Annotated in this window: 21 protein-coding genes; 13 read left to right on the forward strand and 8 right to left on the reverse strand. The window is 67.5% G+C overall.

The features are described 5' to 3' along the window. Nucleotides 1-59 precede the first annotated feature (59 nt). Nucleotides 60-170 carry a cytochrome c oxidase subunit CcoM gene (gene ccoM, locus IG194_RS33170; protein ID WP_009618523.1) on the forward strand — a complete coding sequence of 37 codons (111 nt, stop codon included), beginning with the start codon at nucleotides 60-62 and terminating at the stop codon, nucleotides 168-170. Nucleotides 171-588: 418 nt separating this feature from the next. Here ccoM and IG194_RS22020 read toward each other — a convergent pair whose 3' ends face one another. After that, on the reverse strand, nucleotides 589-1059 hold the full coding sequence (locus IG194_RS22020; protein ID WP_009618521.1) for a MaoC family dehydratase: 471 nt from the start codon (nucleotides 1057-1059) through the stop codon (nucleotides 589-591). Then, entirely contained in the window at nucleotides 1056-2006 is a 951-nt protein-coding gene (locus tag IG194_RS22025; protein ID WP_058488753.1) for an alpha/beta hydrolase, read from the reverse strand. Before IG194_RS22025 ends, IG194_RS22020 begins: the two co-directional genes overlap by 4 nt. A gap of 221 nt (nucleotides 2007-2227) precedes the next feature. On the opposite strand from IG194_RS22025, the gene fadD2 reads away from it, so the two are divergent. The 4 genes from fadD2 (at nucleotide 2228) to hrpA (ending at nucleotide 11889) form a co-directional block, all read left to right on the forward strand. Then, the gene (fadD2, locus tag IG194_RS22030; RefSeq protein WP_058488754.1) at nucleotides 2228-3916 is read left to right on the forward strand and encodes a long-chain-fatty-acid--CoA ligase FadD2; all 1689 of its coding nucleotides are present in this window, start codon (nucleotides 2228-2230) and stop codon (nucleotides 3914-3916) included. A 337-nt stretch (nucleotides 3917-4253) separates the two neighbouring features. Beyond that, the gene (gene fadD1 / locus IG194_RS22035; RefSeq protein ID WP_009618515.1) at nucleotides 4254-5939 is read left to right on the forward strand and encodes a long-chain-fatty-acid--CoA ligase FadD1; all 1686 of its coding nucleotides are present in this window, start codon (nucleotides 4254-4256) and stop codon (nucleotides 5937-5939) included. Nucleotides 5940-6010: 71 nt separating this feature from the next. Beyond that, nucleotides 6011-7696: a methyl-accepting chemotaxis protein gene (locus IG194_RS22040; protein WP_058488755.1), complete on the forward strand. Its 1686-nt coding sequence runs from the start codon at nucleotides 6011-6013 to the stop codon at nucleotides 7694-7696. Between the two features lie 140 nt (nucleotides 7697-7836). Then, the gene (gene hrpA, locus IG194_RS22045; protein ID WP_058488756.1) at nucleotides 7837-11889 is read left to right on the forward strand and encodes an ATP-dependent RNA helicase HrpA; all 4053 of its coding nucleotides are present in this window, start codon (nucleotides 7837-7839) and stop codon (nucleotides 11887-11889) included. A gap of 363 nt (nucleotides 11890-12252) precedes the next feature. Here the strand turns inward: hrpA and IG194_RS22050 are convergent, their stop codons facing one another. Next, nucleotides 12253-12957, reverse strand: a complete 705-nt coding sequence (locus IG194_RS22050) for a glutathione S-transferase N-terminal domain-containing protein (protein ID WP_058488757.1) — start codon at nucleotides 12955-12957, stop codon at nucleotides 12253-12255. Between the two features lie 121 nt (nucleotides 12958-13078). On the opposite strand from IG194_RS22050, the gene IG194_RS22055 reads away from it, so the two are divergent. Further along, nucleotides 13079-13516: an HIT family protein gene (locus tag IG194_RS22055; RefSeq protein ID WP_009618509.1), complete on the forward strand. Its 438-nt coding sequence runs from the start codon at nucleotides 13079-13081 to the stop codon at nucleotides 13514-13516. A gap of 36 nt (nucleotides 13517-13552) precedes the next feature. Here the strand turns inward: IG194_RS22055 and IG194_RS22060 are convergent, their stop codons facing one another. Next, nucleotides 13553-13972, reverse strand: a complete 420-nt coding sequence (locus IG194_RS22060) for a hypothetical protein (RefSeq protein WP_058488758.1) — start codon at nucleotides 13970-13972, stop codon at nucleotides 13553-13555. 214 nt (nucleotides 13973-14186) lie between these two features. Here IG194_RS22060 and IG194_RS22065 point away from each other — a divergent pair, with 214 nt between their 5' ends. Next, the gene (locus IG194_RS22065; RefSeq protein WP_058488759.1) at nucleotides 14187-15248 is read left to right on the forward strand and encodes a GGDEF domain-containing protein; all 1062 of its coding nucleotides are present in this window, start codon (nucleotides 14187-14189) and stop codon (nucleotides 15246-15248) included. Here the strand turns inward: IG194_RS22065 and IG194_RS22070 are convergent. Next, on the reverse strand, nucleotides 15245-16258 hold the full coding sequence (locus tag IG194_RS22070) for an acyltransferase family protein (RefSeq protein ID WP_058488760.1): 1014 nt from the start codon (nucleotides 16256-16258) through the stop codon (nucleotides 15245-15247). The genes IG194_RS22065 and IG194_RS22070 overlap by 4 nt on opposite strands. 484 nt (nucleotides 16259-16742) lie before the next feature. Between IG194_RS22070 and IG194_RS22075 the strand changes: the two genes are divergently transcribed. The 3 genes from IG194_RS22075 (at nucleotide 16743) to IG194_RS22085 (ending at nucleotide 18710) form a co-directional block, all read left to right on the forward strand. Then, on the forward strand, nucleotides 16743-17864 hold the full coding sequence (locus IG194_RS22075) for a beta-ketoacyl-ACP synthase III (RefSeq protein ID WP_058489730.1): 1122 nt from the start codon (nucleotides 16743-16745) through the stop codon (nucleotides 17862-17864). Nucleotides 17865-17934: 70 nt separating this feature from the next. Beyond that, nucleotides 17935-18477 (forward strand): RNA polymerase sigma factor, encoded by a 543-nt coding sequence (locus IG194_RS22080; RefSeq protein WP_232244912.1) that lies wholly within the window; start codon nucleotides 17935-17937, stop codon nucleotides 18475-18477. Next, nucleotides 18471-18710 (forward strand): zf-HC2 domain-containing protein, encoded by a 240-nt coding sequence (locus IG194_RS22085; RefSeq protein ID WP_009618502.1) that lies wholly within the window; start codon nucleotides 18471-18473, stop codon nucleotides 18708-18710. Before IG194_RS22080 ends, IG194_RS22085 begins: the two co-directional genes overlap by 7 nt. A gap of 415 nt (nucleotides 18711-19125) precedes the next feature. Here IG194_RS22085 and IG194_RS22090 read toward each other — a convergent pair whose 3' ends face one another. Both IG194_RS22090 and IG194_RS22095 read right to left on the reverse strand, forming a co-directional pair. Continuing rightward, complete coding sequence (locus IG194_RS22090) at nucleotides 19126-19317, reverse strand: hypothetical protein (protein ID WP_141679796.1); 192 nt, start codon at nucleotides 19315-19317, stop codon at nucleotides 19126-19128. 334 nt (nucleotides 19318-19651) lie between these two features. Next, nucleotides 19652-20587 carry a DedA family protein/thiosulfate sulfurtransferase GlpE gene (locus tag IG194_RS22095; protein WP_058488761.1) on the reverse strand — a complete coding sequence of 312 codons (936 nt, stop codon included), beginning with the start codon at nucleotides 20585-20587 and terminating at the stop codon, nucleotides 19652-19654. A gap of 294 nt (nucleotides 20588-20881) precedes the next feature. On the opposite strand from IG194_RS22095, the gene IG194_RS22100 reads away from it, so the two are divergent. The 3 genes from IG194_RS22100 (at nucleotide 20882) to IG194_RS22110 (ending at nucleotide 25072) form a co-directional block, all read left to right on the forward strand. Beyond that, on the forward strand, nucleotides 20882-22180 hold the full coding sequence (locus IG194_RS22100) for an OprD family porin (RefSeq protein ID WP_082996333.1): 1299 nt from the start codon (nucleotides 20882-20884) through the stop codon (nucleotides 22178-22180). Nucleotides 22181-22685: 505 nt separating this feature from the next. Continuing rightward, entirely contained in the window at nucleotides 22686-23825 is a 1140-nt protein-coding gene (locus tag IG194_RS22105; protein ID WP_058488762.1) for an acyl-CoA dehydrogenase family protein, read from the forward strand. A gap of 65 nt (nucleotides 23826-23890) precedes the next feature. Then, on the forward strand, nucleotides 23891-25072 hold the full coding sequence (locus tag IG194_RS22110) for a CaiB/BaiF CoA transferase family protein (RefSeq protein ID WP_058488763.1): 1182 nt from the start codon (nucleotides 23891-23893) through the stop codon (nucleotides 25070-25072). A gap of 2 nt (nucleotides 25073-25074) precedes the next feature. On the opposite strand, the gene IG194_RS22115 is transcribed toward IG194_RS22110, so the two are convergent. Next, a complete protein-coding gene (locus tag IG194_RS22115; protein WP_009618490.1) occupies nucleotides 25075-25572 on the reverse strand; it encodes a SprT family zinc-dependent metalloprotease in 498 nt (165 codons plus the stop codon). Nucleotides 25573-25606: the final 34 nt, after the last annotated feature.

A 25606-nucleotide genomic window follows, 5' to 3' on the forward strand; every position in this document is an offset into this window, starting at 1 on the left:
CGGCCGACGCTAACCTGAGCCCATCTTCAAAACGCACAGGGAATCAGGAGGCCAGCATCATGTTCATCGACGAAGTGGTTCTCGCCGGCATTGTCACCGTTGGTCTGATGGTCCTGTTCTGCGGTGGAGTCGGATATTTCATCTGGAAGGACAGCCACAAGAAGGGCTGATCGCCTTCCCGATCACAGAGCACGCAAGGCACTTGGGGCGACTTCGGTCGCCCGTTTTTTTTGCCTGCGATTTTTCATGGGGCCGGGTAGGGCAGGAGAAACGCCATCGTAGGATGGGTTGAGCGAAGCGATACCCATCGCCACGACCGCATGGGTTTCGCAAGCTCAACCCATCCTACGAAAAGCATCTCGGCGCAGTCGGCTACGACCGTGCGTCCCTGAAGAGTAGGGCGCATAACCGTTCGCGGTTATCCGCCGATACGCCGGGGCCACAGTCGATGCCAAGGTTGGCCCCGAAGGTGCCGGAGACCAGGGCCAGGCGGCGGATAACGCCCTAGGCGTTATGCGCCCTACGGTTGGCCAATGAAAAACGCCGCTTCCCCCTCGGGGGAAAGCGGCGTTTTTTTGTGGGCGCGGATCAGCCGATGGTGATCGGCGGCAGCGCCGGCAGTTCGATGTCCAGCTTCTGCTTCGGCGCCAGCACTTCGGCTTCGCCTTCGACCACCGCCTCGCCGTTCTGGTTGAGCACGCGGGTGCCGATGCGCACGCGGTTCTTCGGCAGTTTTTCCAGCACTTCCAGCTCCACGTCGAGCACGTCGCCGATCTTCACCGGGCGGGTGAAGCGCAGGCTTTGGCCCAGGTAGATGGTGCCCGGGCCGGGCAGGGTGGTGGCGATCGCGGCGCTGATCAGCGCGCCGCTGAGCATGCCGTGGGCGATGCGCTCCTTGAACAGGGTGGTGGCGGCGTAGTCGGCGTCCAGGTGGACCGGGTTGCGGTCGCCGGAGACTTCGGCGAAGAGCTGGATGTCGCGCTCGCCGACCGGGCGCTGGAAGCTGGCCTTCTGCCCGACTTCGAGCTCGGCGTAGGGAACGTTCTGCACCTGGGTCATGGCTTTTCCTCGTGGTTCGCGCCTTGGCCTGCGGAAAGGACTCCGTCCAGCCAGGCGATCAGGTTGCGGGTGACCTCGTCGCGGTTGGTCTCGTTGAACAACTCGTGGCGGGCCTCGGGGTAGATCTGCGTCTGCACGTCGCGCAGCCCGGCGCGGCCCAGCGCCCCGGCCAGGTCGCGCAGGCGCCTGCCCTGGCTGACCGGGTCGCGCTCGCCGCCAATGATCAGCAGCGGCAGGGCCTTGTCGATGCGCGCCAGGTGCTGCACCGGGGTGATGTCCTCCAGGCCGCCGAGCAGGTCCAGCCACAGCTGGTTGCTGCAGCGGAAGCCACACAGCGGGTCGCTGATGTACTTGTCCACCTCGCGGGTGTCGCGGCTGAGCCAGTCGAACTCGGTGCGGTTGGGCTTGAAGGCCTTGTTGAACGAGCCGAAGGAGAGGAACTCGATCAGCGCGCTGCGCCCCAGCGGGCCCTGGCGCCAGCGCTCGAAGCGGGCCACCAGGCGCGCGGCGCGGTACAGCGCGATGCTCTGGTAGTTGGAGCCGGAGAGCACCGCGCCTTGCAGCGTGGCGCTGTGCTGCAGCAGGTAGGCGGTGGCGATGTAGCTGCCCATGCTGTGGCCGAGCAGGACCACCGGCAGGCCGGGGTGCTGTTCGCGCGCGTGGCGGTTGAGGCTGAGCAGGTCGCCCACCACCTTGCCCCAGCCGCCCTGGTCGGCGTAGTGGCCCAGGTCGCCGTGCTCGGCGGTACGGCCGTGGCCGCGCTGGTCGATGGCCAGCAGCGACCAGCCGGCGGCGTTCAGCGCCTCGCCCAGGCGGGCGTAGCGCCCTGCGTGCTCGGCCATGCCATGGGAGAGCATCACCACGCCCTTGGCTGCGTCTGCGGTCCAATGGTGGGTGTACAGCGGGGTCTGGTCGCTGGCGGTCAGCCAGTAGGCGGCGTACGGCATGGGCAATCCTTGTGCCGGCTCGGGGTGGCGGCATTCTAGCAGCGCCTGGCGCCGCGCAGCATCCCGCCGGCGGTGGCGCAAGATTCACGAAGTAAATGGGAACGGCCGAAGTATTTGCGCTGCACCGGGCAACTGCTACTTTGCGACGGATGCCCCTGCGCCGGATGCCCGAGGGAGCCGGCCGGGAACAGCCTTGCAGGTAATAAAGAGGACAACAGCCAATGCAAGCGGAATTCTGGAACGACAAACGTCCCGCCGGCGTGCCCAGCCAGCTCGACCTGGGCGCCTACAAATCGGTGGTGGAAGTGTTCGAGCGCTCCTGCAAGCGCTTCGCCGACCGCCCGGTGTTCAGCAACATGGGCGTGACCCTCACCTACGCCGAGCTGGACCGCCTGTCCGCCGCCTTCGCCGCCTACCTGCAGCGCAACACCGACCTCAAGCCCGGCGAGCGCATCGCCGTGCAGATGCCCAACATCCTGCAATACCCCATCGCCGTGTTCGGCGCCCTGCGCGCCGGCCTGGTGGTGGTCAACACCAACCCGCTGTACACCGCCCGCGAGATGCGCCACCAGTTCAAGGACTCGGGCGCGCGGGCGCTGGTCTACGTCAACCTGTTCGGCAAGCTGGTGCAGGAAGTGCTGCCGGACACCGGCATCGAATACCTGATCGAGGCGCAGATGGGCGACCTGCAGCCGGCGCTCAAGGGCCTGCTGGTCAACGCCGCGGTCAAGTATGTGAAGAAGATGGTCCCGGACTACCGGCTGCCCCAGGCGGTGCCCTTCAAGGAGGTGCTGCGCCAGGGCCGCGGCCATGCGCTGCAGCCGGTCAAGGTCGGCCTGGAGGACCTCGCCGTGCTGCAGTACACCGGCGGCACCACCGGCGTGGCCAAGGGCGCCATGCTCACCCACGGCAACCTGGTGGCGAACATGCTGCAGGTGGACGCCTGCCTGTCGCAGCACGGCCCCGACGGCCGCCCGCTGATGAACGAGGGCGGCGAGGTGATGATCGCGCCGCTGCCGCTGTACCACATCTATGCCTTCACCGCGAACTGCATGTGCATGATGCACAACGGCAACCACAACGTGCTGATCAGCAACCCGCGGGACATCCCCGGCTTCATCAGGGAGCTGAAGAAGTGGCGCTTCTCCTCGCTGCTGGGGCTGAACACCCTGTTCGTGGCGCTGATGGAGCACCCGGAGTTCAAGGACCTGGACTTCTCCAACCTCAAGGTCACCAACTCCGGCGGCACCGCGCTGGTCTCGGCCACCGCCGAGCGCTGGAAGGCCGCCACCGGCTGTACCGTGGTCGAGGGCTACGGCCTCACCGAGACCTCGCCGGTGGTCAGCACCAACCCCTACGGCGAGCTGGCGCGCCTGGGCACCGTGGGCATCCCGGTGCCGGGCACCGCGCTGAAGGTGATCGACGACGAGGGCAACGAGCAGCCCCTGGGCGAACGAGGCGAGCTGTGCGTGAAGGGCCCGCAGGTGATGAAGGGCTACTGGCAGCGCCCGGAGGCCACCGAGGAGGTGCTGGACGCCGAGGGCTGGCTGCGCACCGGCGACATCGCGGTGATCGACGAGGACGGTTTCGTGCGCATCGTCGACCGCAAGAAGGACCTGATCATCGTCTCCGGCTTCAACGTCTACCCCAACGAGATCGAGGACGTGGTCATGGCCCACCCGAAGGTGGCCAACTGCGCCGCGGTCGGGGTGCCGGACGAACGTTCCGGCGAGGCCGTCAAACTCTTCGTCGTGGCCCGTGAGCCGGGTCTGACGGTGGAGGAGCTGAAGGCCTACTGCAAGGAGAACTTCACCGGCTACAAGGTGCCCAAGCAGATCGTCCTCAAGGAGGCCCTGCCGATGACCCCGGTGGGCAAGATCCTGCGCCGGGAGCTGCGCGAAAGCGCCTGACCGCATCAGCCCTCGCAACCCTCCGAACGGAGGCTGGTCCGCCGACCCGCCTCCGTTTTTTTCGTCTCGCTTTCCCCGGCAGTGTCTTTGTCAGACAATCCAACAAGGCCGCAGCCCTTCTGGCACGGGCTTTTCCGACCGATGGGCGGGTTGTGACCGATTTACCTGCTCTTGGTCATTTTTATGACTGGGTAGGCTGTGTTTGGTGCTGGTCGGGTTTTGGCAAAGCTGTTAATCTCGGCCCGCTTTTCGCTCCCCGACCCGGGGAAAGCGGCACAAACACAACAAAGAACCGCGTACGCGGTAAAGATAAGCTGTTGCTTAGGAGTGGGCTTCCATGATCGACAATTTCTGGAAGGACAAATACCCAGCAGGTATCGCTGCCGAGATCAATGCCGACCAGTACCCGAACATCCTCGCGGTGCTCAAGGAGTCCTGCCAACGCTTTGCCAACAAGCCTGCCTTCAGCAACCTTGGCAAGACACTGACCTACGGCGACCTGTACCGCCTCTCCGGTGATTTCGCCGCCTACCTGCAGAACGACACCGACCTGCAGCCGGGCGACCGCATCGCGGTGCAGCTGCCCAACGTCCTGCAATATCCCATCGTGGTGTTCGGCGCCATGCGCGCCGGCCTCATCGTGGTCAACACCAACCCGCTGTACACCGCGCGGGAGATGGAACACCAGTTCAACGACTCCGGCGCCAAGGCGCTGGTGTGCCTGGCCAACATGGCCCACCTGGCCGAGGAAGTGCTGCCGCGCACCGGCATCCGCCACGTGCTCATCACCGAGGTCGCCGACCTGCTGCCGCCGCTCAAGCGCCTGCTGATCAACGCGGTGGTCAAGTACGTCAAGAAGATGGTCCCGGCCTACCACATCGGCAACGCCGTCAAGCTCAACGACGCCCTGGCCAAGGGCCGCGGCAAGAGCGTGCGCGAGTCCTCACCGAAGAGCGACGACGTGGCCGTGCTGCAGTACACCGGCGGCACCACCGGGGTGGCCAAGGGCGCCATGCTGACGCACCGCAACCTGGTGGCCAACATGCTGCAGTGCAAGGCACTGATGGGCGCCAACCTCAACGAGGGCTGCGAGATCCTCATCGCGCCGCTGCCGCTGTACCACATCTACGCCTTCACCTTCCATTGCATGGCGATGATGCTCACCGGCAACCACAACATCCTGGTGACCAACCCGCGCGACCTGAACGCCTTCTCCAAGGAACTGGCGCAGTGGAAGTTCACCGGCTTCGTCGGCCTGAACACCCTGTTCGTCGGCCTGTGCAACAACGAGGCGTTCCGCAAGCTGGACTTCTCCAGCCTGAAGCTGACGCTCTCCGGCGGCATGGCCCTGCAACAGGCCGCGGCCGAGCGCTGGAAGGAAGTCACCGGCTGCTCCATCTGCGAAGGCTACGGCATGACCGAGACCAGCCCGGTGGTGTCGGTGAACCCGTTCCAGAACATCCAGATCGGCACCATCGGCATCCCGGTCCCGTCGACCCTGTGCAAGGTCGTCGACGACGCCGGCAACGAGCTGCCCCTGGGCGAGCGCGGTGAGCTGTGCGTCAAGGGCCCGCAGGTGATGAAGGGCTACTGGCAGCGCCAGGAGGCCACCGACGAGATCCTCGACAAGGACGGCTGGCTGCGCACCGGCGACGTGGCGATCATCCAGGAAGACGGCTACATGCGCATCGTCGACCGCAAGAAGGACATGATCCTGGTCAGCGGCTTCAACGTGTACCCCAACGAGCTGGAAGACGTCCTCGCTACCCTGCCGGGCGTGCTGCAGTGCGCCGCCATCGGCGTGCCGGACGAGCGTTCCGGCGAGGTGATCAAGGTGTTCGTGGTGCCGCGCCCGGGCGTGACCCTGACCAAGGAGCAGGTGGTCAAGCACATGCACGACAACCTGACCGGCTACAAGCGTCCGAAGTACGTGGAATTCCGCGAGAGCCTGCCGACCACCAACGTCGGCAAGATCCTCCGTCGCGAATTGCGCGACCAGGAGCTAAAGAAGGCTCAGGCCTGAGCCGATAACAAGAAACCCGCCCCACGGCGGGTTTTTTGATGCCGTTGCCCCTGCCTATGGAGGCTGCCACCGTGATTCCCTCCCTGCGCCTGCGCGCCAAGGTCCTGAGCCTGGCGCTACTCCCGATCCTGATCCTCACCCTGGTGCTCTGCGCCGTGACCCTGGTGGCGCTGCAGCGGCTGTCCGGCCAGCAGGAAGAACAGATCCGCCAGAGCCTGATCGAAGACCGCCAGGTCCAGCTCAAGCAGTTCGTCGACGTCGCTCTGGCGGCGGTCGGCCCGCAGTACCAGGCCGCGGCCGAAGGCGATGCGGCGGCGCGCGAGGCCGGGGTGGCGCTGCTCAAGCGCCTGGCCTACGGCAACGGCGGCTACTTCTGGGGCTACGACACCCGCTCGGTGCGCGTCTTCCAGGGCACCAGCGAAGAGCGCATCGGCGAAGACTTCAGCAGCTTCCGCGACCCCAACGGCGTCTACGCCATCCGCGAGCTGGTGCGCGCCGGCCAGGACGACAGCCACTACGTGCACTACAGCTTCACCCGCCCGGGCAACAGCGCCGTCGTGCCGAAGATCGGCTACGCGCAGTACCTGCCGAAGTGGAACCTGGTGTTCGGCACCTCGCTGAACCTGGACGACATCGAGGAAGACGTGGCCAAGGCCCGCGAACAGCTGCACGGGCAGATCAACAGCCTGCTGACGCTGATGATCGGCTCGGCCCTGGCGCTGCTGGTGATCATCGCCCTGGTGGCGGTGCCCACCGGCAACGCCATCGTCCGCCCGCTGCTGCGGATCAAGGCCAACCTCGACGACATGGCTGCCGGCGACGGCAACCTGACCCACCGCCTGCCGGTGGAAAGCCGCGACGAACTGGGCGAGCTGGCGCAGTCGTTCAACCGCTTCGTCGAGAAGATCCACACCCTGGTGCAGCAGGTGGCCGGCACCACCGGGCAACTGTCCGGGCTGGTCGGCAACGTCGCCCAGCAGGCGCAGCGCTCGGAGCAGGCGATGGCCGGCCAGCGCAGCGAGACCGACCAGGTGGCCACGGCGATCAACGAGATGACCGCCGCCGCCCAGGAAGTGGCGCGCAGCGCCCAGCGCGCCGCCGACGCCGCCCGCGACACCGACCGCGAGGGCCAGGCGGCCAAGCGCGAGGTGGACCTGTGCGTGGCGCAGATCAACGATCTGGCCGGCGAGGTGAGCAGCAGCAGCGAGGCCCTGGACACCCTCAGTCAGGACGTGCGCGGCATCGTCGGCGTGCTGGAAGTGATCCGCTCCATCGCCGAGCAGACCAACCTGCTGGCGCTCAACGCCGCCATCGAGGCGGCCCGCGCCGGCGAGGCCGGGCGCGGCTTCGCGGTGGTCGCCGACGAAGTGCGCGCGCTGGCCAGCCGCACCCAGCAGAGCACCGGCGAGATCCAGCAGATGATCGACCGCCTGCAGGCCACTACCGCCGGCTCCGTGCAGGCCATGCAGCGCGCCAGCGAGATGGCCGGGCGCACCCGCAGCCAGGCCGACCAGGCCGGGCAGTCGCTGGACGCCATGGCCAACCTGATCGGCACCATCAACTCGATGAACGCGCAGATCGCCAGCGCCGCCGAGGAACAGACCGCGGTGGCCGAGGAGATCAACCGCAGCGTGCACCAGATCGCCGACGGCGTGGACCGGGTGGCCGAGGACGCCGTGCAGGGCGCGCGCACCGCCAGCGAGCTGAGCGGCCTGGGCGAGCGCCTGCGCCAGCTGGTCGGCCAGTTCCGCATCTGATCCGCGCCTGAAACCCCGCCGCCACGCACTGGGCGTGGCGACGCGGGGCGTTACTCTGCGACAATCGCGTCTTTGCCCCTTTCCGGAAGCGGCCGCCGCCAGGCGCGCGGCCGCCTTTCGCACAGACGCCAGCGCAGCCGATGACCGACGTAACGCCCAGCCCCGAACAGCTCCTGCAACGCCTCGACCACGCGTTGATCCGCGACCGCCACCGCCTGCGCCGGCAGTTCCACGAACTGCGCAAGCACCCCGACGACGGCAAGCTGGCGCAGTGGGTGGAGCGCTTCCAGGCCTCCTGCGCCAAGGTCGAGGCGCGCCGCGCCAGCGTCCCGGCGATCCGCTACGACGACAGCCTGCCGATCGCCGCCAAGCGCGACGAAATCAAGGCCGCGCTGCTGAAGAGCCAGGTGGTGGTGATCGCCGGCGAGACCGGCTCGGGCAAGACCACCCAGCTGCCGAAGATCTGCCTGGAACTGGGCCGCGGCAGCCACGGCCTGATCGGCCACACCCAGCCGCGCCGCCTGGCCGCGCGCAGCGTCGCCACGCGGGTGGCCGAGGAGATCGGTACGCCGCTGGGTTCGCTGGTGGGCTACCAGGTGCGCTTCGAGGACCAGAGCGACGACAGCACCCTGGTCAAGCTGATGACCGACGGCATCCTGCTGGCCGAGACCCAGCACGACCGCTACCTGGAGCGCTACGACACCATCATCGTCGACGAGGCACACGAGCGCAGCCTGAACATCGACTTCCTGCTCGGCTTCCTCAAGACCCTGTTGCCGCGCCGGCCGGACCTGAAGCTGATCATCACCTCGGCGACCATCGACCTGGAGCGTTTCTCCAAGCACTTCGGCGATGCGCCTATCGTCGAGGTTTCCGGGCGCACCTACCCGGTGGAAACCTGGTACCGCCCGCTGGCCGCCGAAGTGGACGAGGACGGCGAGGCGCTGTTCGACGACCTTTCGGTGGACGAAGGTATCCTCCGTGCCCTGGACGAAATCGCCGCCCACGAGCGCGAAGTCGGCAAGCGCCCCGGCGACGTGCTGGTGTTCCTCCCGGGCGAGCGGGAAATCCGCGATGCCGCGGACATGCTGCGCAAGGCCAACCTGCGCCACACCGAAGTGCTGCCGCTGTACGCGCGGCTGACCCCGGCGGAGCAGCAGAAAATCTTCGCGCCCATGCCGGGACGCAAGATCGTCCTGGCCACCAACGTCGCCGAGACCTCGCTGACGGTGCCGGGCATCCGCTACGTGATCGACAGCGGCACCGCGCGCATCAGCCGCTACAGCTACCGCGCCAAGGTCCAGCGCCTGCCCATCGAGGCCATCTCCCAGGCCAGCGCCAACCAGCGCAAGGGCCGCTGCGGGCGGGTCGAGCCGGGCATCTGCGTACGCCTGTACAGCGAGGAGGACTTCAACGCGCGGCCGGCCTTCACCGACCCGGAAATCCTGCGTACCAACCTGGCGGCGGTGATCCTGCAGATGCTCCACCTGCGCCTGGGCGACATCGAGGCCTTCCCCTTCATCGAGCCGCCGGACGGCAAGGCGATCAAGGACGGCTTCACCCTGCTGCAGGAACTCTCGGCGGTGAACCGCGAGGGCCAACTGACCCCGCTGGGCCGCCAGTTGGCGCGCCTGCCGGTGGACCCGCGGCTGGGCCGCATGCTGCTGGAAGCGGCCCACCAGGGCAGCCTGAACGAAGTGCTGACGGTGGCCAGCGCGCTCTCCGTGCAGGACCCGCGCGAACGCCCGATCGAACGCCAGCAGGCCGCCGACCAGGCCCATGCCCAGTGGAAGGACCCGGACTCCGACTTCGCCGCGCTGATCAACCTCTGGCGCGGCTTCGAGGAACAGCGCCAGGCCCTGGGCTCCAACGCCCTGCGCGCCTGGTGCCGGAAGAACTTCCTGAATTACCTGCGCCTGCGCGAATGGCGCGATGCGCACCGCCAGCTCACCCTGATCTGCCGCGAACTCAAACTCCCCTTCGGCAAGCCGGAAGGCTCTCGTAGGAGCGAGGGGGGCGCCTCAGCCATTGCTCGCGAACAACCCAACGCTGCGAAACCCCAGGCGACCAAAGACGCGAAGAGCGTTCGCGAGCAAGCTCGCTCCTACAAAGACGGGGAGCAGTCCAAGCGCGACATCGACTACGCCGCCGTGCACAAGGCCATCCTCTCCGGCCTGCTCAGCCAGATCGGCCAGAAGTCCGAGGACGGCGACTACCTGGGCGCGCGCCAGCGGCGCTTCTGGGTCCACCCCTCCAGCGTCATCGGGCGCAAGAAGCCGCAGTGGATCATGGCCGCCGAACTGGTGGAGACCACCAAGCTGTTCGCCCGCATGGTCGCCAGGATCGAGCCGGACTGGCTGGAACCCCTGGCCGGCCACCTGGTGAAGAAGAACCACCTGGAACCGCACTGGGAGAAGAGGCGCGGCCAGGTGGTGGCCTACGAGCAGGTGACCCTCTACGGGCTGATCGTCGTCGGCCGCCGCGCCGTGCACTACGGCCCCATCGACCCTCCGGTGGCCCGCGAGCTGTTCATCCGCGAGGCCCTGGTGCGCGGCGAAATCAACAGCCGCGCCAGGTGCCTTGCCGCCAACCGCCAGTTGCTGGAGAAGCTCGACGAACTGGAGGCCAAGGCGCGCCGTCGCGACATCCTCGCCGACGAGGAAACCCTGTTCGCCTACTACGACGCGCGCCTGCCGGCGGACATCTACCAGACCGCCAGCTTCGAGAAGTGGTACGAGCGCGAGCACAAGCAGCAGCCCGACCTGCTGATCATGCGCGAGGAAGACGTGCTGGCCCGCGACGCCAGCGAAGTCACCGCCGGCCTCTACCCGGACCGCCTGCGCCTGGGCGAGCTGCAGTTGCCGCTGACCTACCACTTCGAGCCGGGCCACCCGCGCGACGGCGTGACCCTGCGGGTACCGGCGCCGCTGCTGCCGCAACTGCCCGCCGAGCGCCTGGAATGGCTGGTGCCGGGCCTGCTGGAAGCCAAGTGCGTGGCCCTGGTGCGCAACCTGCCCAAGGCCATCCGCAAGAACTTCGTGCCGGTGCCGGACTTCGTCCGCGCCGCCATCGGCAAGATGACCTTCGCCGAAGGCGCGCTGCCCGAGGCCCTGGGCCGCGAGCTGCAACGCATGACCGGCAGCCGCGTGGCCGAGGAAGCCTGGGCCGAGGCCGAAACCCAGGTGGAAAGCCACCTGCGCATGAACATCGAAGTGGTGGACGCCCGCGGCAAGTTCCTCGGCGAAGGCCGCGACCTCGCCGAACTCACCGCGCGCTTCGCCGAAGCCAGCCAGGCCGCCCTGGCCATTCCCCAGGCCGACAAGCCGCAGAAGCCGGTGGAAGCCAAGGGCTTCGCCGAAGTGGCGGAAAAGGCCCAGCAGAAGATCGCCGGGCTGTCGATGACGGTCTACCCGGCGCTGGTGGAAGAGGGCGGGGTGGTCAAGGAAAACCGCTTCCCCACCCAGGCCGAGGCCGAGTACCAGCACCGCCGCGCCCTGCAGCGCCTGCTGCTGCAGCAACTGGCCGAGCCGGCGAAATTCCTGCGTGGCAAGCTGCCGGGGCAGACCGAGATGGGCCTGCTGTACCGCGAACTGGGCCGCGTCGAGGCGCTGGTGGAAGACATCCTCCTGGCCAGCCTGGACGCCTGCATCCTCGAAGGCGAGACCAGCCTGCCCCGAGACGGCGCGGCCCTGGCGTCCCTCGCCGAGAAAAAGCGCGGTGCCTGGACCGAACACGCCGAACGCATCGCCCGCCTGGTGCTGGACATCCTCAAGCTCTGGCACGGCCTGCAGAAGCGCTTCAAGGGCAAGGTCGACCTGGCCATGACGGTGCCGCTCAACGACGTGAAGGGGCAACTGGCCAACCTGGTCTACCCCGGCTTCGTCCGCGACACCCCGCTGGAATGGCTGAAGGAATACCCGCGCTACCTCAAGGCCGTGGAACAGCGCCTGGACAAGGTCGCCGGCCAGGTCCTGCGCGACCGCGTGTGGAGCGGCGAGATGGCCGGCTACTGGGACCAGTACAAGGCCCGCCAGGCCAAGCACGCCCAGGAAGGCAAGCGCGATCCGGAACTGCTGCTGTACCGCTGGATGCTGGAGGAATACCGCGTATCGCTGTTCGCCCAGCAACTGGGGACCAAGGTGCCGGTGTCGGACAAGCGGCTGAGCAAGCAGTGGGGCCAGGTCGAGGCCTGACGAGGTTTTTCGTAGGAGCGAGGGGGACGCCTAGTTCTTGCTCGCGAACAGTGTTTCCCGGCTGCTCCGGTGTTCGAGAGGGACTCCGCTCCCTCTCCCTAACCCTCTCCCTGAAGGGAGAGGGGACCGTTCGGCGTGCTCGGGTGTTTCGGCGTTAGCCGGAAGAGGGGGCGTTGGGCCGAACGGGATGTTTTGGAGTTAGCCGGCAGCACCGAAGGTTTCCGGCTGAAACCATTCCCTCTCTCGGCACGGACAAGCCCCCTCTCCCTTCAGGGAGAGGGCGGGGGGGAGAGGGCTGCGGACTTCGACACCGCTCCGTAGCCAAGCTGGACACCATCGTTCGCGAGCAGCCCAACCCCAACCTCAACCCCTCTGCGGAATCCCCAACCCCCGCTGCACCGCCGGCCGCGCCAGGAACGCCTCCAGCACCCGCTTCACATTGCCGAAGCGCTCGAACTGCACCAGATCACCCGCCTCGTAGAAACCCACCAGGTTGCGCACCCAGGGGAAGATGGCGATGTCGGCAATGCCGTACTCCTGCCCCATCACCCAGTCGCGCCCTTCCAGGCGCTGGTCCAGCACCGCCAGCAGCCGCCGGGACTCCTCCACGTAGCGATTCAGCGGCCGCTTGTCCTCGATCTCGCGGCCGGCGAATTTATTGAAGAAGCCCAACTGGCCGAACATCGGGCCGATGCCGCCCATCTGGAACATCAACCACTGGATCGCCTCGTAGCGCCGCGCCGGGTCCTGGGGCAGCAACTGGCCGGTCTTGTCGGCCAAGTAGATGAGGATGGCGCCGGACTCGAACAGCGCCAGCGGCTGGCCGCCGGGGCCGTTGGGGTCGAGGATGGCGGGAATCTTGTTGTTCGGGTTCAGCGAGAGGAATTCCGGGCTGAACTGGTCGTTGCGCTCGAAACTGACCAGGTGCGGCTCGTAGGCCAGGCCGGTTTCCTCTAGCATGATCGAGACCTTCACCCCGTTGGGCGTGGGCAGCGAGTACAGCTGCAGGACGTCGGGGCGGGTGGCGGGCCATTTGCGGGTGATCGGGAAGTCGGCGAGCGAAGGCATGGGAACTCCGGTCTGAAAGTCGAACGCCCAGCATACGCCGCCGATCGCGCAGGGGGGAGGTGCCAGCGGCGCCGCGAGCCGGTATGGTGCCGTCTCCGATCCACCGCTCAAGGACAGCGCCATGAGCCTGCAAGGCACCTATGACCCGCAGAACATCTTCGCCCAGATCATTCGCGGCGACGCCCCCTGCTACAAGCTGTACGAGGACGACGACGTGCTCGCCTTCCTCGACCTCTTCCCGCAGTCCCACGGCCATGCGCTGGTGGTGCCCAAGCGCAGCGCCGCGCGCAACATCCTCGAAGTCGACGCCGATGCGCTGTGCAAGGTGATGGGCGTGGTGCAGCGCCTGACCCGCGCGATAGTCGAGGAACTCAACCCCGACGGCGTGCAGGTGGCCCAGTTCAACGGCGCGCCCGCCGGGCAGACGGTGTTCCATATCCACGTGCACATAGTGCCGCGCTACGCCGGCCAGGGCCTGGGCATCCACGCCGTGCAGAAGGCCGACCCGGCCGAGCTGGAGCAGCTGCAGGCGCGCCTGGTGCGACGCATCAACGGGTAAGCCGGGGAAGGGCGGGGCCGTGGCCCCGCCCGGGCGTCAACGCTGGGCCGGGAGGATGTCGAAGCCTTTGTTGGCGTCGCTGAGGATGCGGAACTGCGCGGTCTCGCCGGCGGCGAGGTCCACCAGCAGTTCGCGGCGCAGCAGGCCCTTGCTGCACAGGCCCTCGCCCTGTTCGTCGGCGCCGATGCCGACGATGTGCTGGCCGGGCGGCAGCTGGAAGCTGGCGGTCTCGCCCACGGCGATGCGCGCGGCCAACTGGCGGTCGATCTTGAAGGCGACCATGCAGCCGCCGCCGAGGAAGCCCAGGTCGCGCTCGACCTCGACCCTGGCGCCGCCCTGGGCGTCCTGCTGGAAGCCCAGCAGACGGTCGGCGGGCACCGGGCCGGTTTCCCTGGCCTGGTAGGACGAGCAGCCGGCCAGGGCCAGCAGGGACAGCGAAGCGATCAATGCGCGCATGGGCGCCCTCCGTGGTTGGGGTTCCTCGAAGGCTAGCGCAGCGGCGATGAAGCTGCCGTGAATTCACGGCGTTGGTCGCCATGCTTGCACCGTCCGGCGGGCGACGACCGGCTGTGCTGCCGGGCGGGCGGACTGGCTAGACTCCATCCACGCGGATGGGCGGTCGTTTCGTCCAGCGCTCCGCCATGCCTGGCGGGGCCAGGGAAGGGTAGCCATGCACGACAAGGCCAAAGCCAATGCGCCGGGGGAGCCGGCAGCCAGCACCAGCGGACTGGACCTGGCCGACCAGCGTCTGCTGATGCGCCTGATCTTCTTCTGCACCGGGCTGACCCTGGGAATCTTCTCGGTGCTCCAGTGCCTCAACGGCAACTACCTGCTGGCGGGCCTGGAGGCGCTGGTCTGCGCGCTGCTGCTGTGGGCCACCTCGCGCCTGGCGCGGGTGCGCGACCTGACGCCGTGGATCTACGCCTACCTGCTGCCCACCTTCTGCTTCCTGGTCTACATCATCATCATGCCGCAGGCCTCGGCCACGGCCTTCGTCTGGCTCTACCTGATGCCGGTGATGGCCTACCTGCTGCTGGGCGCGTGGCGCGGCTTCCTGCTCTCGGTGCCCTTCGTCGGCGTGGCCGCGCTGCTCTACCTGCGCCAGCACCCGCTGCGCCTGGACGCCCCGGGGATGATCGACCTGGGCAACGCCATCCTCTGCGGCCTGCTGATCATGGCCTTCGTGCACATCTACGAAACCCGCCGCGCCCAGGCCCAGCAGTTGCTGCAGCGCCTGGCGCTGAGCGACGCGCTGACCGGCGCGGCCAGCCGCGAGGCCTTCCAGCGCGCGGTGCTGCGTTGCCTGGAGGATTCCCGCGGCAACGGCCAGCGCTGGGTGCTGGTGCTGCTGGACGTGGACCACTTCAAGGACGTCAACGACCGCTGGGGCCACGACGCCGGCGACAAGGCCCTGCAATACCTCTGCGCCCGGCTGCGCCTGCACCTGCGCGCCGGCGACATGATCGGCCGCCTGGGCGGCGAGGAGTTCGCCCTGCTGCTGCGCAACACCGTCCGCTTCGACGCCGCGCCGCTGGTGGAGCGCCTGCGCACGGATCTGGCGGCCAACCCGCTGCTGTACCGCGGCCATGTCATCCCGCTGTCGGCCACCTTCGGCCTGGCCGAGTGGCCGGTGGACGGCGACGACGCCGAGGCCCTGTACCGTTGCTGCGACCACCGCCTGTACCGCGGCAAGGCCCAGGGGCGCAACCGCCTGGTCTGCGGCGACGGCTAGGCCGGCACCGGGCGCGGCGCCCAGGCCTGCTTCAGGCGCCGGCCCAGGCGCAGTTCCACCCATTCGTAGCTCAGCCAGGACAGCAGCAGGATCGCCGGCAGGCACAGCGCCAGCGTCTGGTACGGACCGAGGCCCAGGCGCTGGTGCAGCCAGTAGCTGGCCAGCCACAGCACTATCACGTGGACCAGGTACACCGAATAGCTCCAGTCGCCCAGCGCCTTGAGCGGGCGGCAGCCGGCGAACCATGGCTCCAGCGCCACGCAGGCGGCCACCAGCACCGCGCTGGGCAGGCCCCAGGTCAGCGGGCGCCAGGGATGGTCGGCGGGGAAGTGCAGCAGCACCAGCACCGCGCCCAGCGCCAGCGGCAGTGCCACCGATGCCCGCAGGCGCAGCAGGCCGCGGCGGTACAGCTCGGCCAGAAGTAGGCCGAAGAGGAATTCGCAGACGATGGGGTTGCGGTAGAAGTTGCTCAGCCACGGCGCCTTCGCCAGCACGCCGCTGACCAGTGCCAGCAACGCGCCCACCAGCCAGGGGCGCCAGCGTTCGCCCACGGCGAAGGAGAGGGCGAACAGCAGGTAGAAAAGCATCTCGAAGTTCAGCGTCCAGCCCACCGGCAGTATCGGGTAGAAGCCGAAGCCGCCGGGGTTCTGGCTGGGCAGGAAGAGCAGCGACAGCAGCAGCTGCGGCAGGGCCACGCCGTAGACCGGCATCAGGTTGCCGAAGGCGTAGAGGATCAGCGCGGTGATGGCGGTGTACAGCCAGTAGGCCGGGGCGATGCGCGCCAGCCGCTGGGCCAGGAAGGTCAGGCCGGGCACCTGGCGCCCGGCGCAGGACAGCTGGATGACGAAACCGCTGAGGACGAAGAAGATGTCCACCCCGACCTGGCCGCGGGTGGACAGCAGGCGCCCGCCGAGGCTGTCGGCGCGAAAATCGAAGAACACCTGCATGAAATGATGGAACACCACCAGCCAGGCGGCCAGGGCCCGCAGCGCCTGAAGGGAAACCAGCATCGCTACCTCTGTGCTTGCCAATGAAAAGGGGCGCCGGCGGGCGCCCCTTTCCTCGACAGCGGTTTTCCCGCCGGGGTTCAGCGCAGCTGCCCGGTGGCATGCGGGTATTCGCCCCAAGGGCATTTGCGCAAGAGCGCAGGGCGCTTCCGCCAACTCGCCCGGATGGCCTGGCTATCGAGGCTTTCGGGAATTTCAATCACCGGCCGGTACAAGGTCTGTATGCTGGAAAACTGCGCCGCGGTAGCGGCATTTGCCGACGATTTGCCGCATAATCGGCGGTTATTCGAGCGCCGCGCAGCGCCGTCGCCGTTGGGCGGTGGAAGATGCCGGCACGCCACCTTCGATGGCACACTGCCTGGTCATCAGGCCGTGCCCTCAGGCCCATGCGGGCCGAACCCCTTTTGCAGTGCCGGCCCGCGGGCGGGCACATCGATGCCTAACCATGCTGCCGGGGCCGGCAGCCAGATTGAGAAGAGGATTGACCGTGCATAAAGTCGTGATCAGCGGAACCGGTCTCTATACCCCGCCGTTCAGCATCTCCAACGATGAACTGGTGGAGTCCTTCAATGCCTACGTCCGCCAGTACAACGACCAGCACGCCGAAGCCATCGCCAAAGGCGAACTGGAAGCGCTGAGCGAATCCAGCTCGGCGTTCATCGAGAAGGCCTCCGGCATCAAGAGCCGCTTCGTGGTCGACAAGCAAGGCATCCTCGACCCGCAGCGCATGGTCCCGCGCATCCCCGAGCGCAGCAACGACGACTGGGGCATCCTCTGCGAGATGGCCGTGCACGCCGCCAAGGAGGCGCTGCACCGGGCCGGCCGCAGCGCGGCGGACATCGACGGCGTCATCGTCGCCTGCTCCAACCTGCAGCGCGCCTACCCGGCGGTGGCCATCGAGGTCCAGGCGGCCCTCGGCATCCAGGGCTTCGGCTTCGACATGAACGTTGCCTGCTCCTCGGCCACCTTCGGCCTGCAGGCCGCAGTGAACAGCGTGCAGCTGGGCCAGGCCCGCGCCATCCTGATGGTCAACCCGGAAATCTGCACCGGCCACCTGAACTTCCGCGACCGCGACAGCCACTTCATCTTCGGCGACGCGGCCACCGCGGTGATCGTCGAGCGCGCCGACCAGGCCATCGGCAAGCAGCAGTTCGACATCGTCAGCACCAAGCTGCTGACGCAGTTCTCCAACAACATCCGCAACAACTTCGGCTTCCTCAACCGCGCCGCGGAAGAGGGCATCGGCCAGCGCGACAAGCTGTTCGTCCAGGAAGGCCGCAAGGTGTTCAAGGACGTCTGCCCGATGGTGGCCGAGCTGATCGGCGAGCACCTGGCGCAGAACGCCATCCCGGTCGGCGAGGTCAAGCGCTTCTGGCTGCACCAGGCCAACCTCAACATGAACCTGCTGATCACCCGCAAGCTGCTCGGCCGCGACGCCGAGGCCCACGAGGCGCCGGTGATCCTCGACACCTATGCCAACACCAGCTCGGCCGGCTCGGTGATCGCCCTGCACAAGTACCACGAGGACCTGCCCGCCGGTTCCATCGGCGTGCTCAGCTCCTTCGGCGCCGGCTACTCCATCGGCAGCGTGATCCTGCGCAAGCGCTGACCGGGTGGGCGAAGCCGACGGCGAACTGCTGGCGCGCCTGCGCGCCGGCGAGGACGCGGCCTTCCGCGAGATGGTCGCGGCCTACCAGGGCGCCATGCGCGCCGTGGCCCTGGCCATCGTCGGCAGCCCCCACGCCGACGAGGTGGTGCAGGACGCCTGGCTCGCCGTGGTGCGCCACCTGGACGGCTTCCAGGGGCGCTCCAGCCTCAAGACCTGGCTGCTGACCGTTACCGCCAACACCGCCAAGAGCAAGCTGCGCCAGGTGCGCCGGGAAGTCTCCCTGGACGACCTGCCGGCGCCCCACGGCAGCATCGACGACAGCCGCTTCGCCGCCGACGGCCACTGGAGCGCCGCGCCCCTGGCCTGGCATTCGGACTCGCCCGAGGCCCTGCTGGCCGAGGACGAACTGCGCGAATGCCTGGAAAAGACCCTGCTGAGCCTGTCGGACCTGCAGCGCAGCGTGGTCCTGCTGCGCGAGCGCCAGGGCCTGGAATTGCAGGAGATCTGTAATCTTCTGTCGCTTTCCCTCTCCAATGTCCGGGTGCTGCTGCACCGCGGGCGGCTGAAGCTGTTCGCCACCCTGGAGCATTTCGAGGAGACCGGCCAATGCTGACCTGCAAGGAACTGGTGGCCCTCTCCAGCGACCTGCTGGACAGCCAGCTCGGCCTGCGCGAGAAACTCGCGGTGCGCCGCCACCTGCTGCTGTGCCGCCACTGCCGGCGCTTCATCCGCCAGATGCGCCTGACCCAGGCCAGCGTGCGCCGCCTGCCGGAAGACCGCGCCACCGGCCTGGACCTGCTGGCCGCCCGCCTGGCCGAACTGCGCCGGGACCATTCGCGGCGCTGAGCGCAGTCGCGGATGAGATCAGCGCGCCCGGGAATGGCGAGGGTGGGACAGCGTAGGAGCGGATCTCATCCGCGAACCGCGCCGATACGTCCGGCTATCGCGGACAAGGTCCGCTCCTACGGGGGGAATACCGTGCCTCCCGGTAACCTGTAGGAGCGGGCCCTGCCCGCGATTCGCGCGCAGGGCGCGCTCCTACAATGGGAATGGCGCGGGCGGGGCAGCGTAGGAGCGGATCTTATCCGCGATCCGCGCCGGATCGTCCGGCTATCGCGGACAAGGTCCGCTCTACATGGGAATGGCGCAGGTAGCACACCGTAGGATGGGTTGAGTGAAGCGATACCCATCACCGTGACCGCATGGGTATCGCAAGCTCAACCCATCCTACGCAAGGCGCCTCGGCGCTCAGGCCCGTTCTCTAGCGGCCTCGTAGAGCCGGGAGGCATCGCGCAGCAACAGTTCGGCCGGCGAGGGTGCCCTCGTCCGGGCAGCCCAGGTCCGGCGCGCCAGCCAGCAGGCGCAGGGCGTCGCAGGCGGCGGAGTGACGGGCCTGGGCGGCGTCGAAGAGGTCGAGGGAAGTCGCTTCTTTGGAAATATGTAATGGATGCATGGTTGTGTCCTGACGAAAAGTACCTAGAACTGCCCGTCTGACGCCAATCAGGGAGGGCAGACCGTACAGGTTGGCGTACCGGTCAGAACATCCGGCGCATCCGAAGATGCCCTGCACGGCCTGCCCATGACACAGGTACGACCATGCCGACGCTCGCCCTGAGGCTCGCGTCTGTTCTGATACCGGGACGCCAATCCCGCACCGCTCGGTTGAGCGGCTGGGCAACGGTAAGGGCTGGTCGGCGCAACGTCAATCGATGGACGCCGCGCTTTTTGTAGGAACCCTGTCTGCCCGTGATAGCTGTGGTGATGGGTATTGCTGCGCTCACCCCATCCTACGAAAGCCCATCGGCGCCAGCTTGGGCCTGGCTCGCCTGCCATGCCTCCAGCCCGCCGGACAGCGCCCAGGCGCGCGGGTAGCCGTGCTTGCGCAGGCGCTCGGCGAGCATGGCCGCGGAGAGTTCGTTGGGGCAGGCGCAATAGATGACCACGTCGGCCTGGCCGAGGCTGTCGGCGAGCCCGTCCAGCGGACTGTCCAGGGTCATCGGGATGGCGCCGGGGATGCCGTCCTCGCCGGCCTCGGCGCGCACGTCGAGGATCAGCGGGGTGTCGCCCTGGTCCAGGCGTTCGCGCAGTTCCTCGACGCTGATCCGGGGAATCCGCGCGGTGCGTCGCAGCAGGCTGTAGCGCTGCCACAGGCGCCAGGCGATGAACAGCGCGAAGGCCGCCAATAGCAACAGCAGGCCGCGGGTGGCGTAGTCGTGCAGCCAGCCCAGCAGGCTGTCGACGGTGTCGCTGAAGATGGCGCCCAGCAGCAGCGCCGAGCCCACCCATAGCGCCGAGCCGGCGAAGTCGTAGCCGAGGAAGCGGCGCAGCGGCGTGCCGGTCATGCCGGCCAGGCTGGTGGACAGCGCGCCGGCGCCGGGCAGGAATTTGCTGATCAGCAGCGCGCGCGGGCCTATGCGCAGGTACAGGCTCTGGCTCTGGCGGATGCAGCTGTCGCGCGACAGCGATACCCTGCAGATGCTGCGCAGTAGGAAGCCGCCGTAGCGGCGGCCGGCGAAGTACCAGGCGGTGTCGGCGATCAGGCAGGCCAGGGTGGCCACCGCCAGCGCTTCGCCCAGGGACACCCCGTGCCCCTGCAGCGCCAGGGCGCCGGCGACGATCAGCGCCGGGTAGGCCGGAATCGGCAGGCCCAGCTGCTCCAGCAGCACATTGAGGAAGAGCAGGGCGGGGCCGTAGCGTTCGATCAGCGGTTGCAGTTCTTGCATGGAATGGGCGCGGTGGCGGAGGGGGAGGCGACAGCATACTGCCGCTCGTCCGGTGCGTCAGTCCCCGCTGACAGCCGCTGCTGTCAGCCCATGACCGCGTAGTCGAATTTTTCGGAAAAGTTCAGCTGTAACAAAAAGTTTATATCTATGCAGCCGATCTGAAATAACCCCCCGCCAAGATTCCCCGCAACACAGAAGAGCCGCCAAACGGCTGCGCGAGACCATGGGGGCCGCGCCCTGCATGCCAGGCGCTCAGCGTGTTCAACGCTTAAAACACCATAAGGGGAAATCCTGATGATCCGTAAGAACTACGCCGGTTTTGCCATGGGCGGCCTGGCGCAGGCCGTGCTCGGCGCCAGCATTGTCGTACCTGCAGTCGCTCACGCCGACTTCATTTCGGACAGCAAGGCCAACGTTGAACTGCGCAACTTCTACTTCAACCGCGATTTCCGCAGCTCCACCCAGGCGCAGCAGAGCAAGCAGGAAGAGTGGGGCCAGGGCTTCATCCTGAAATTCGAGTCGGGCTACACCGACGGCACCATCGGCGTGGGCGTCGACGGCATCGCCGCGCTGGGCCTGAAGCTGGACTCCAGCGCCGACCGCACCGGCACCGGCCTGCTGCCCAAGACCGCCGACGGCGACGCGCCGGACGATTTCAGCAAGGGCGGCGCGACCCTCAAGCTGCGCTACGAGAAAAACACCCTGAAGATGGGCACCCTGACGCCCAAGCTGCCGGTCGTGGTGACCAACGACAGCCGCCTGCTGCCGCAGCTCTTCGTGGGTAGCGCGGTCAACTCCACCCAGCTCGAAGGCCTGAACTTCGACGCCGGCCGCCTGAACCAGACCAACCGCCGTGACTCCTCCAACTACGAGGAAATGACCGTCACCACCGGCGGCAAGAAGAACATCACCGTGCGCAGCGGCAACACCACCAACGAGTTCGACTACGCCGGCGCCACCTACAACTGGACCAAGAACTTCAGCACCGGCTACCACTACGGCCAGTTGGACGACTTCTACAAGCAGCACTACCTGACCCTCGGCTGGACCCTGCCGATCGCCGAAGGCCAGTCGCTGAAGTCCGACGTCCGCTGGGCCAAGTCCACCGACGACGGCGGCAGCAATGTCGACAACAAGGCGTTCAACGCCATGGTCACCTATAACCTGGGCTACCACGCCTTCGGCGTCGGCTACCAGAAGATGAGCGGCGACACCGGCTTTGCCTACATCAACGGTACCGACCCCTACCTGGTGAACTACATCCAGATCCTGGACTTCGCCAACAAGGACGAGAAGTCCTGGCAGGCCCGCTACGACTACAACTTCGCCGGCCTCGGCATCCCCGGCCTGACCTTCATGACCCGCTACGTGAAGGGCGACAACGTCGACCTGCTGAACGCCAGCGGCGACGACGGCAAGGAATGGGAACGCGACACCGACATCGCCTACGTCGTCCAGGAAGGCGCGCTCAAGGGCTTCGGCGTCAAGTGGCGCAACGCGACCACCCGCAGCGACTTCGCCCGCAACAGCGCCTCGTCCAACAAGGCCGACGAGAACCGCCTGATCCTCAGCTACACCATGCCGCTGTGGTAATGGCGGGCTGAAGCAAGACGTCACTCCTATGGTTTGAGCCCCGCCGCCTGGCGGGGCTTTTTTATCCGCCGAACCGCCCATCGCGGACGGAGTCCTCCTACAGGGGGAACACCGCGATTTCCCAGCTGCGGGCCCTGCCCGTGATTCGCGCGCAGGGCGCGCTCCTACAGGGGAGCGGCGCGGCTGGGGCAGCGTAGCGGATCTCATCCGCGAACCGCGCCGATACGTCCGGCTATCGCGGACAAGGTCCGCTCCTACGCCCTCCGGCAAACACAAGACCCGTAGGCTGGCGTTGAGCGAAGCGATACCCATCAGCATGGCCCGATGGGTTTCGCACGCTCAACCCATCCTGCGAAGGGCGCCTCGGCGCACCGTCAATGCTGGCTGCCGTCCAGGCATGGCGCTTGACCGAAAGCGTCAATCCAGGCTGAGCGCTGCCGTCATTGAGGCGTGGCGGGGCTGGCACCTAACCTGCCGGCACTTCCACCGACCAGGATTCGCCAGCATGCAGCGCATACACTTCGAGACCGAGCACAACCTGTTCCGCGATGCCTTCGCCGCCTTCCTCGCCAAGGAAGTGGTGCCGCACCAGGAGGCCTGGGAAGAGGCCGGGGTGGTCGACCGCAGCGTCTGGCTGAAGGCCGGCGAGCTGGGCTTCCTGCTGCCCTGGGCCGACGAGGAATACGGCGGCGCCGGGCTGAAGGACTTCCGCTACGAGCAGATCATGTGCGAGGAGTTGGCGCGCATCAACGAGCCGGGCTTCATGATCCCGCTGCACTCGGCGCTGTGCGGGCCCTACATCGCCGAATACGGCAACGCCGAGCAGAAGGCGCGCTTCCTGCCCGGGATCATCCGCGGCGAGACCATCCTTGCCGTGGCCATGACCGAGCCTGCCGCCGGCTCCGACCTGGCCGGCATGCGCACCACCGCCGTGGACAAGGGCGACCACTACGTCCTCAACGGCTCCAAGGTGTTCATCTCCAACGGCCTGCTGGCCGACCTGGTGATAGTCGCGGCCAAGACCGACCCGAACAACAAGCACGCCATGGGCCTGTTCCTGGTCGAGCGCGGCATGCCCGGCTTCGAGCGCGGGCGCAACCTGAAGAAGCTCGGCATGAAAAGCCAGGACACCGCCGAACTGTTCTTCAACGACGTGAAGGTGCCCAAGGAGAACCTGCTGGGCGACGCCAAGGGCGGCTTCTACTACCTGATGAACATGCTCGCCCAGGAACGCCTGACCAACGCCTGCGGCGCGGTGGCCGGGGCCGAAGCGGCGCTGCAGGCCACCCTCGACTACGTGAAGGAGCGCAAGGCCTTCGGCCGGCCCATCGCGCACTTCCAGAACACCCGCTTCAAGCTCGCCGAGATGCGCACCCAGGTGGACGTGGCTCAGGTGTTCACCGACCGTTGCGTGATGGACCACAACCAGAAGAAGCTCAGCCCCGAGGTGGCCGCCGAGGCCAAGCTGTTCACCACCGAACTGCTCGGCAAGGTGGTCGACGAGGGCGTGCAACTGCACGGCGGCTGGGGTTACATGTGGGAATACCCGATCTGCCGGATGTACGCCAACGCGCGCATCCAGCGCATCTTCGCCGGCACCTCGGAGATCATGAAGGAGATCATCAGCCGCGGCATGAAGCTCTGAGGCGCGGCTGCTTCACTGGGCCCCCGCGAACGCGGGGGCGCGGAAAACCAGACCCAGGAGTTCCCATGAAAGGCCCGCTCGCCTCGCTGAAAGTCCTCGACTTCTCCACCCTGCTGCCGGGGCCCTTCGCCTCGCTGCTGCTGGCCGACATGGGCGCCCAGGTGCTGCGGGTGGAATCGCCCACGCGCATGGACCTGGTGCGCGTGCTGCCGCCCCATGACGACGGCGTCTCGGCCAGCCACGCCTACCTCAACCGCAACAAGCGCAGCATCGCCCTGGACCTGAAGCGGCCCGAGGCGGTGGAGGTGGTGAAGCAACTGGTGCGCGAGTACGACATCGTCCTGGAGCAGTTCCGCCCCGGCGTCATGGACAAGCTGGGGGTGGGCTACGAGGCGCTCAAGGCGATCAACCCGAAGCTGATCTACGTTTCCATCACCGGCTACGGCCAGACCGGGCCCTACCGCGACCGCGCCGGGCACGACATCAACTACCTGGCCCTGGCCGGCGTAGCCAGCTACACCGGGCGCCGCGACACCGGCCCGCTGCCCCTGGGCGTGCAACTGGCGGATATCGCCGGCGGCTCGCTGCACGGGGTGATGGGCTTGCTCGCTGCAGTCATCCACCGGCAGCAGACCGGCGAGGGCCAGCAGGTGGACATCAGCATGACCGACTGCGCCTTCAGCCTGAACGGCATGGCTGGCGCCGGTTACCTGGCCTGCGGCGTGGAGCCGGGCATGGAGGCCCAGGCGCTGAATGGCGGCAGCTTCTACGACTATTACCGCACCCGCGATGGCCGCTGGTTCTCGGTCGGCAGCCTGGAGCCGCAGTTCATGCAGCAGTTCTGCGCCGCCATCGGCCGCCCCGAGCTGGCCGCGCGTGGCCTGTCGCCCAAGGCCGAGGACCAGCGACTGCTCAAGCGCGAGATCGCCATCGAGTTCGAGAAGCGCGATTTCGCCGACTGGCGCGAGCGCTTCGCCGCCGTGGACGCTTGCGTGGAGCCGATGCTGCCGCTGTCCGAAGCGGTGGAGCACCCGCAGATCCAGGCCCGCGGCCTGGTCACCGAAGTGCCCCGCGGCGATTGCCGCAGCCAGCGGCAGATGGCCTGCCCGATCCGCTTCTCCGCCGGCCTGCCGGCACCGAAACACATAGGCGTGGCGGCGGGCGCGCACAGCGCCGAGGTCCTGGCCGAACTGGGCTACAGCGACGAGCAGGTGGCGGCGCTTAAGGCCGCGGGCGCGGTGGGCTGAGGCTACTCGCGGACCACTTCCCCGGTGAACACCAGGGTGGTGCGGCAGCGCCGGCAGTAGTAGCGGCGGCCCTGGGCCACCAGGTTGTGGCGCTGGGCGGAGAAGGGGAAGTCGGGGTTCTCGTCGCAGCGGCAGCGGTAGATGTAGCGCGTGGCGCGGCGCCGCTTGATCTCGTAGGTGTGGCAGCGGTCCGGCGGCAGGCCGTAGACGCCGCGCATGATCAGTTGCCACTCCTCGCCGTGGGGGCGGATGCGCGGGCCGAACATCTGGTGCGCGATCAGGTGCGCGACCTCGTGGGCCACGGTCTGCTTGAGGAAGTGCTCGCGGTTCTCGCGGTAGAGCTGGGGGTTGAAGCGCAGCAGGTTCTCGTCCAGGTGCGCCACCCCGGCCTTCTGCCCGCGCAGGCGGAAGCTCACTTCCGGACGCGGGAAGCGGCGCTGGAAGAAGCTTTCCGCCAACTGGTAGCAGGCTTCGACACGGGCGTTGAGCTGTTCGGGCATACAGTATTTTCTCCGACGGCTGCCGATTATGCCG

Origin of the sequence: Pseudomonas sp. ADPe, assembly GCF_014843515.1 — a bacterium.
Classification (GTDB): Bacteria; Pseudomonadota; Gammaproteobacteria; order Pseudomonadales; family Pseudomonadaceae; genus Pseudomonas; species Pseudomonas citronellolis.

Excerpts from the sequence above, each read along its gene's own strand:
- IG194_RS22060 (WP_058488758.1), bottom strand. The coding sequence starts at position 13,972 with ATGCGCGCATTGATCGCTTCGCTGTCCCTGCTGGCCCTGGCCGGCTGC.
- IG194_RS22025 (WP_058488753.1), bottom strand. The coding sequence starts at position 2,006 with ATGCCGTACGCCGCCTACTGGCTGACCGCCAGCGACCAGACCCCGCTG.
- IG194_RS22110 (WP_058488763.1), top strand. The coding sequence starts at position 23,891 with ATGAAAGGCCCGCTCGCCTCGCTGAAAGTCCTCGACTTCTCCACCCTG.
- IG194_RS22050 (WP_058488757.1), bottom strand. The coding sequence starts at position 12,957 with ATGCCTTCGCTCGCCGACTTCCCGATCACCCGCAAATGGCCCGCCACC.
- fadD1 (WP_009618515.1), top strand. The coding sequence starts at position 4,254 with ATGATCGACAATTTCTGGAAGGACAAATACCCAGCAGGTATCGCTGCC.
- IG194_RS22080 (WP_232244912.1), top strand. The coding sequence starts at position 17,935 with ATGGTCGCGGCCTACCAGGGCGCCATGCGCGCCGTGGCCCTGGCCATC.
- IG194_RS22090 (WP_141679796.1), bottom strand. The coding sequence starts at position 19,317 with ATGCATCCATTACATATTTCCAAAGAAGCGACTTCCCTCGACCTCTTC.
- IG194_RS22095 (WP_058488761.1), bottom strand. The coding sequence starts at position 20,587 with ATGCAAGAACTGCAACCGCTGATCGAACGCTACGGCCCCGCCCTGCTC.
- IG194_RS22085 (WP_009618502.1), top strand. The coding sequence starts at position 18,471 with ATGCTGACCTGCAAGGAACTGGTGGCCCTCTCCAGCGACCTGCTGGAC.
- IG194_RS22115 (WP_009618490.1), bottom strand. The coding sequence starts at position 25,572 with ATGCCCGAACAGCTCAACGCCCGTGTCGAAGCCTGCTACCAGTTGGCG.
- IG194_RS22105 (WP_058488762.1), top strand. The coding sequence starts at position 22,686 with ATGCAGCGCATACACTTCGAGACCGAGCACAACCTGTTCCGCGATGCC.
- hrpA (WP_058488756.1), top strand. The coding sequence starts at position 7,837 with ATGACCGACGTAACGCCCAGCCCCGAACAGCTCCTGCAACGCCTCGAC.
- IG194_RS22070 (WP_058488760.1), bottom strand. The coding sequence starts at position 16,258 with ATGCTGGTTTCCCTTCAGGCGCTGCGGGCCCTGGCCGCCTGGCTGGTG.
- IG194_RS22065 (WP_058488759.1), top strand. The coding sequence starts at position 14,187 with ATGCACGACAAGGCCAAAGCCAATGCGCCGGGGGAGCCGGCAGCCAGC.
- ccoM (WP_009618523.1), top strand. The coding sequence starts at position 60 with ATGTTCATCGACGAAGTGGTTCTCGCCGGCATTGTCACCGTTGGTCTG.
- IG194_RS22020 (WP_009618521.1), bottom strand. The coding sequence starts at position 1,059 with ATGACCCAGGTGCAGAACGTTCCCTACGCCGAGCTCGAAGTCGGGCAG.
- IG194_RS22100 (WP_082996333.1), top strand. The coding sequence starts at position 20,882 with ATGATCCGTAAGAACTACGCCGGTTTTGCCATGGGCGGCCTGGCGCAG.
- IG194_RS22055 (WP_009618509.1), top strand. The coding sequence starts at position 13,079 with ATGAGCCTGCAAGGCACCTATGACCCGCAGAACATCTTCGCCCAGATC.
- fadD2 (WP_058488754.1), top strand. The coding sequence starts at position 2,228 with ATGCAAGCGGAATTCTGGAACGACAAACGTCCCGCCGGCGTGCCCAGC.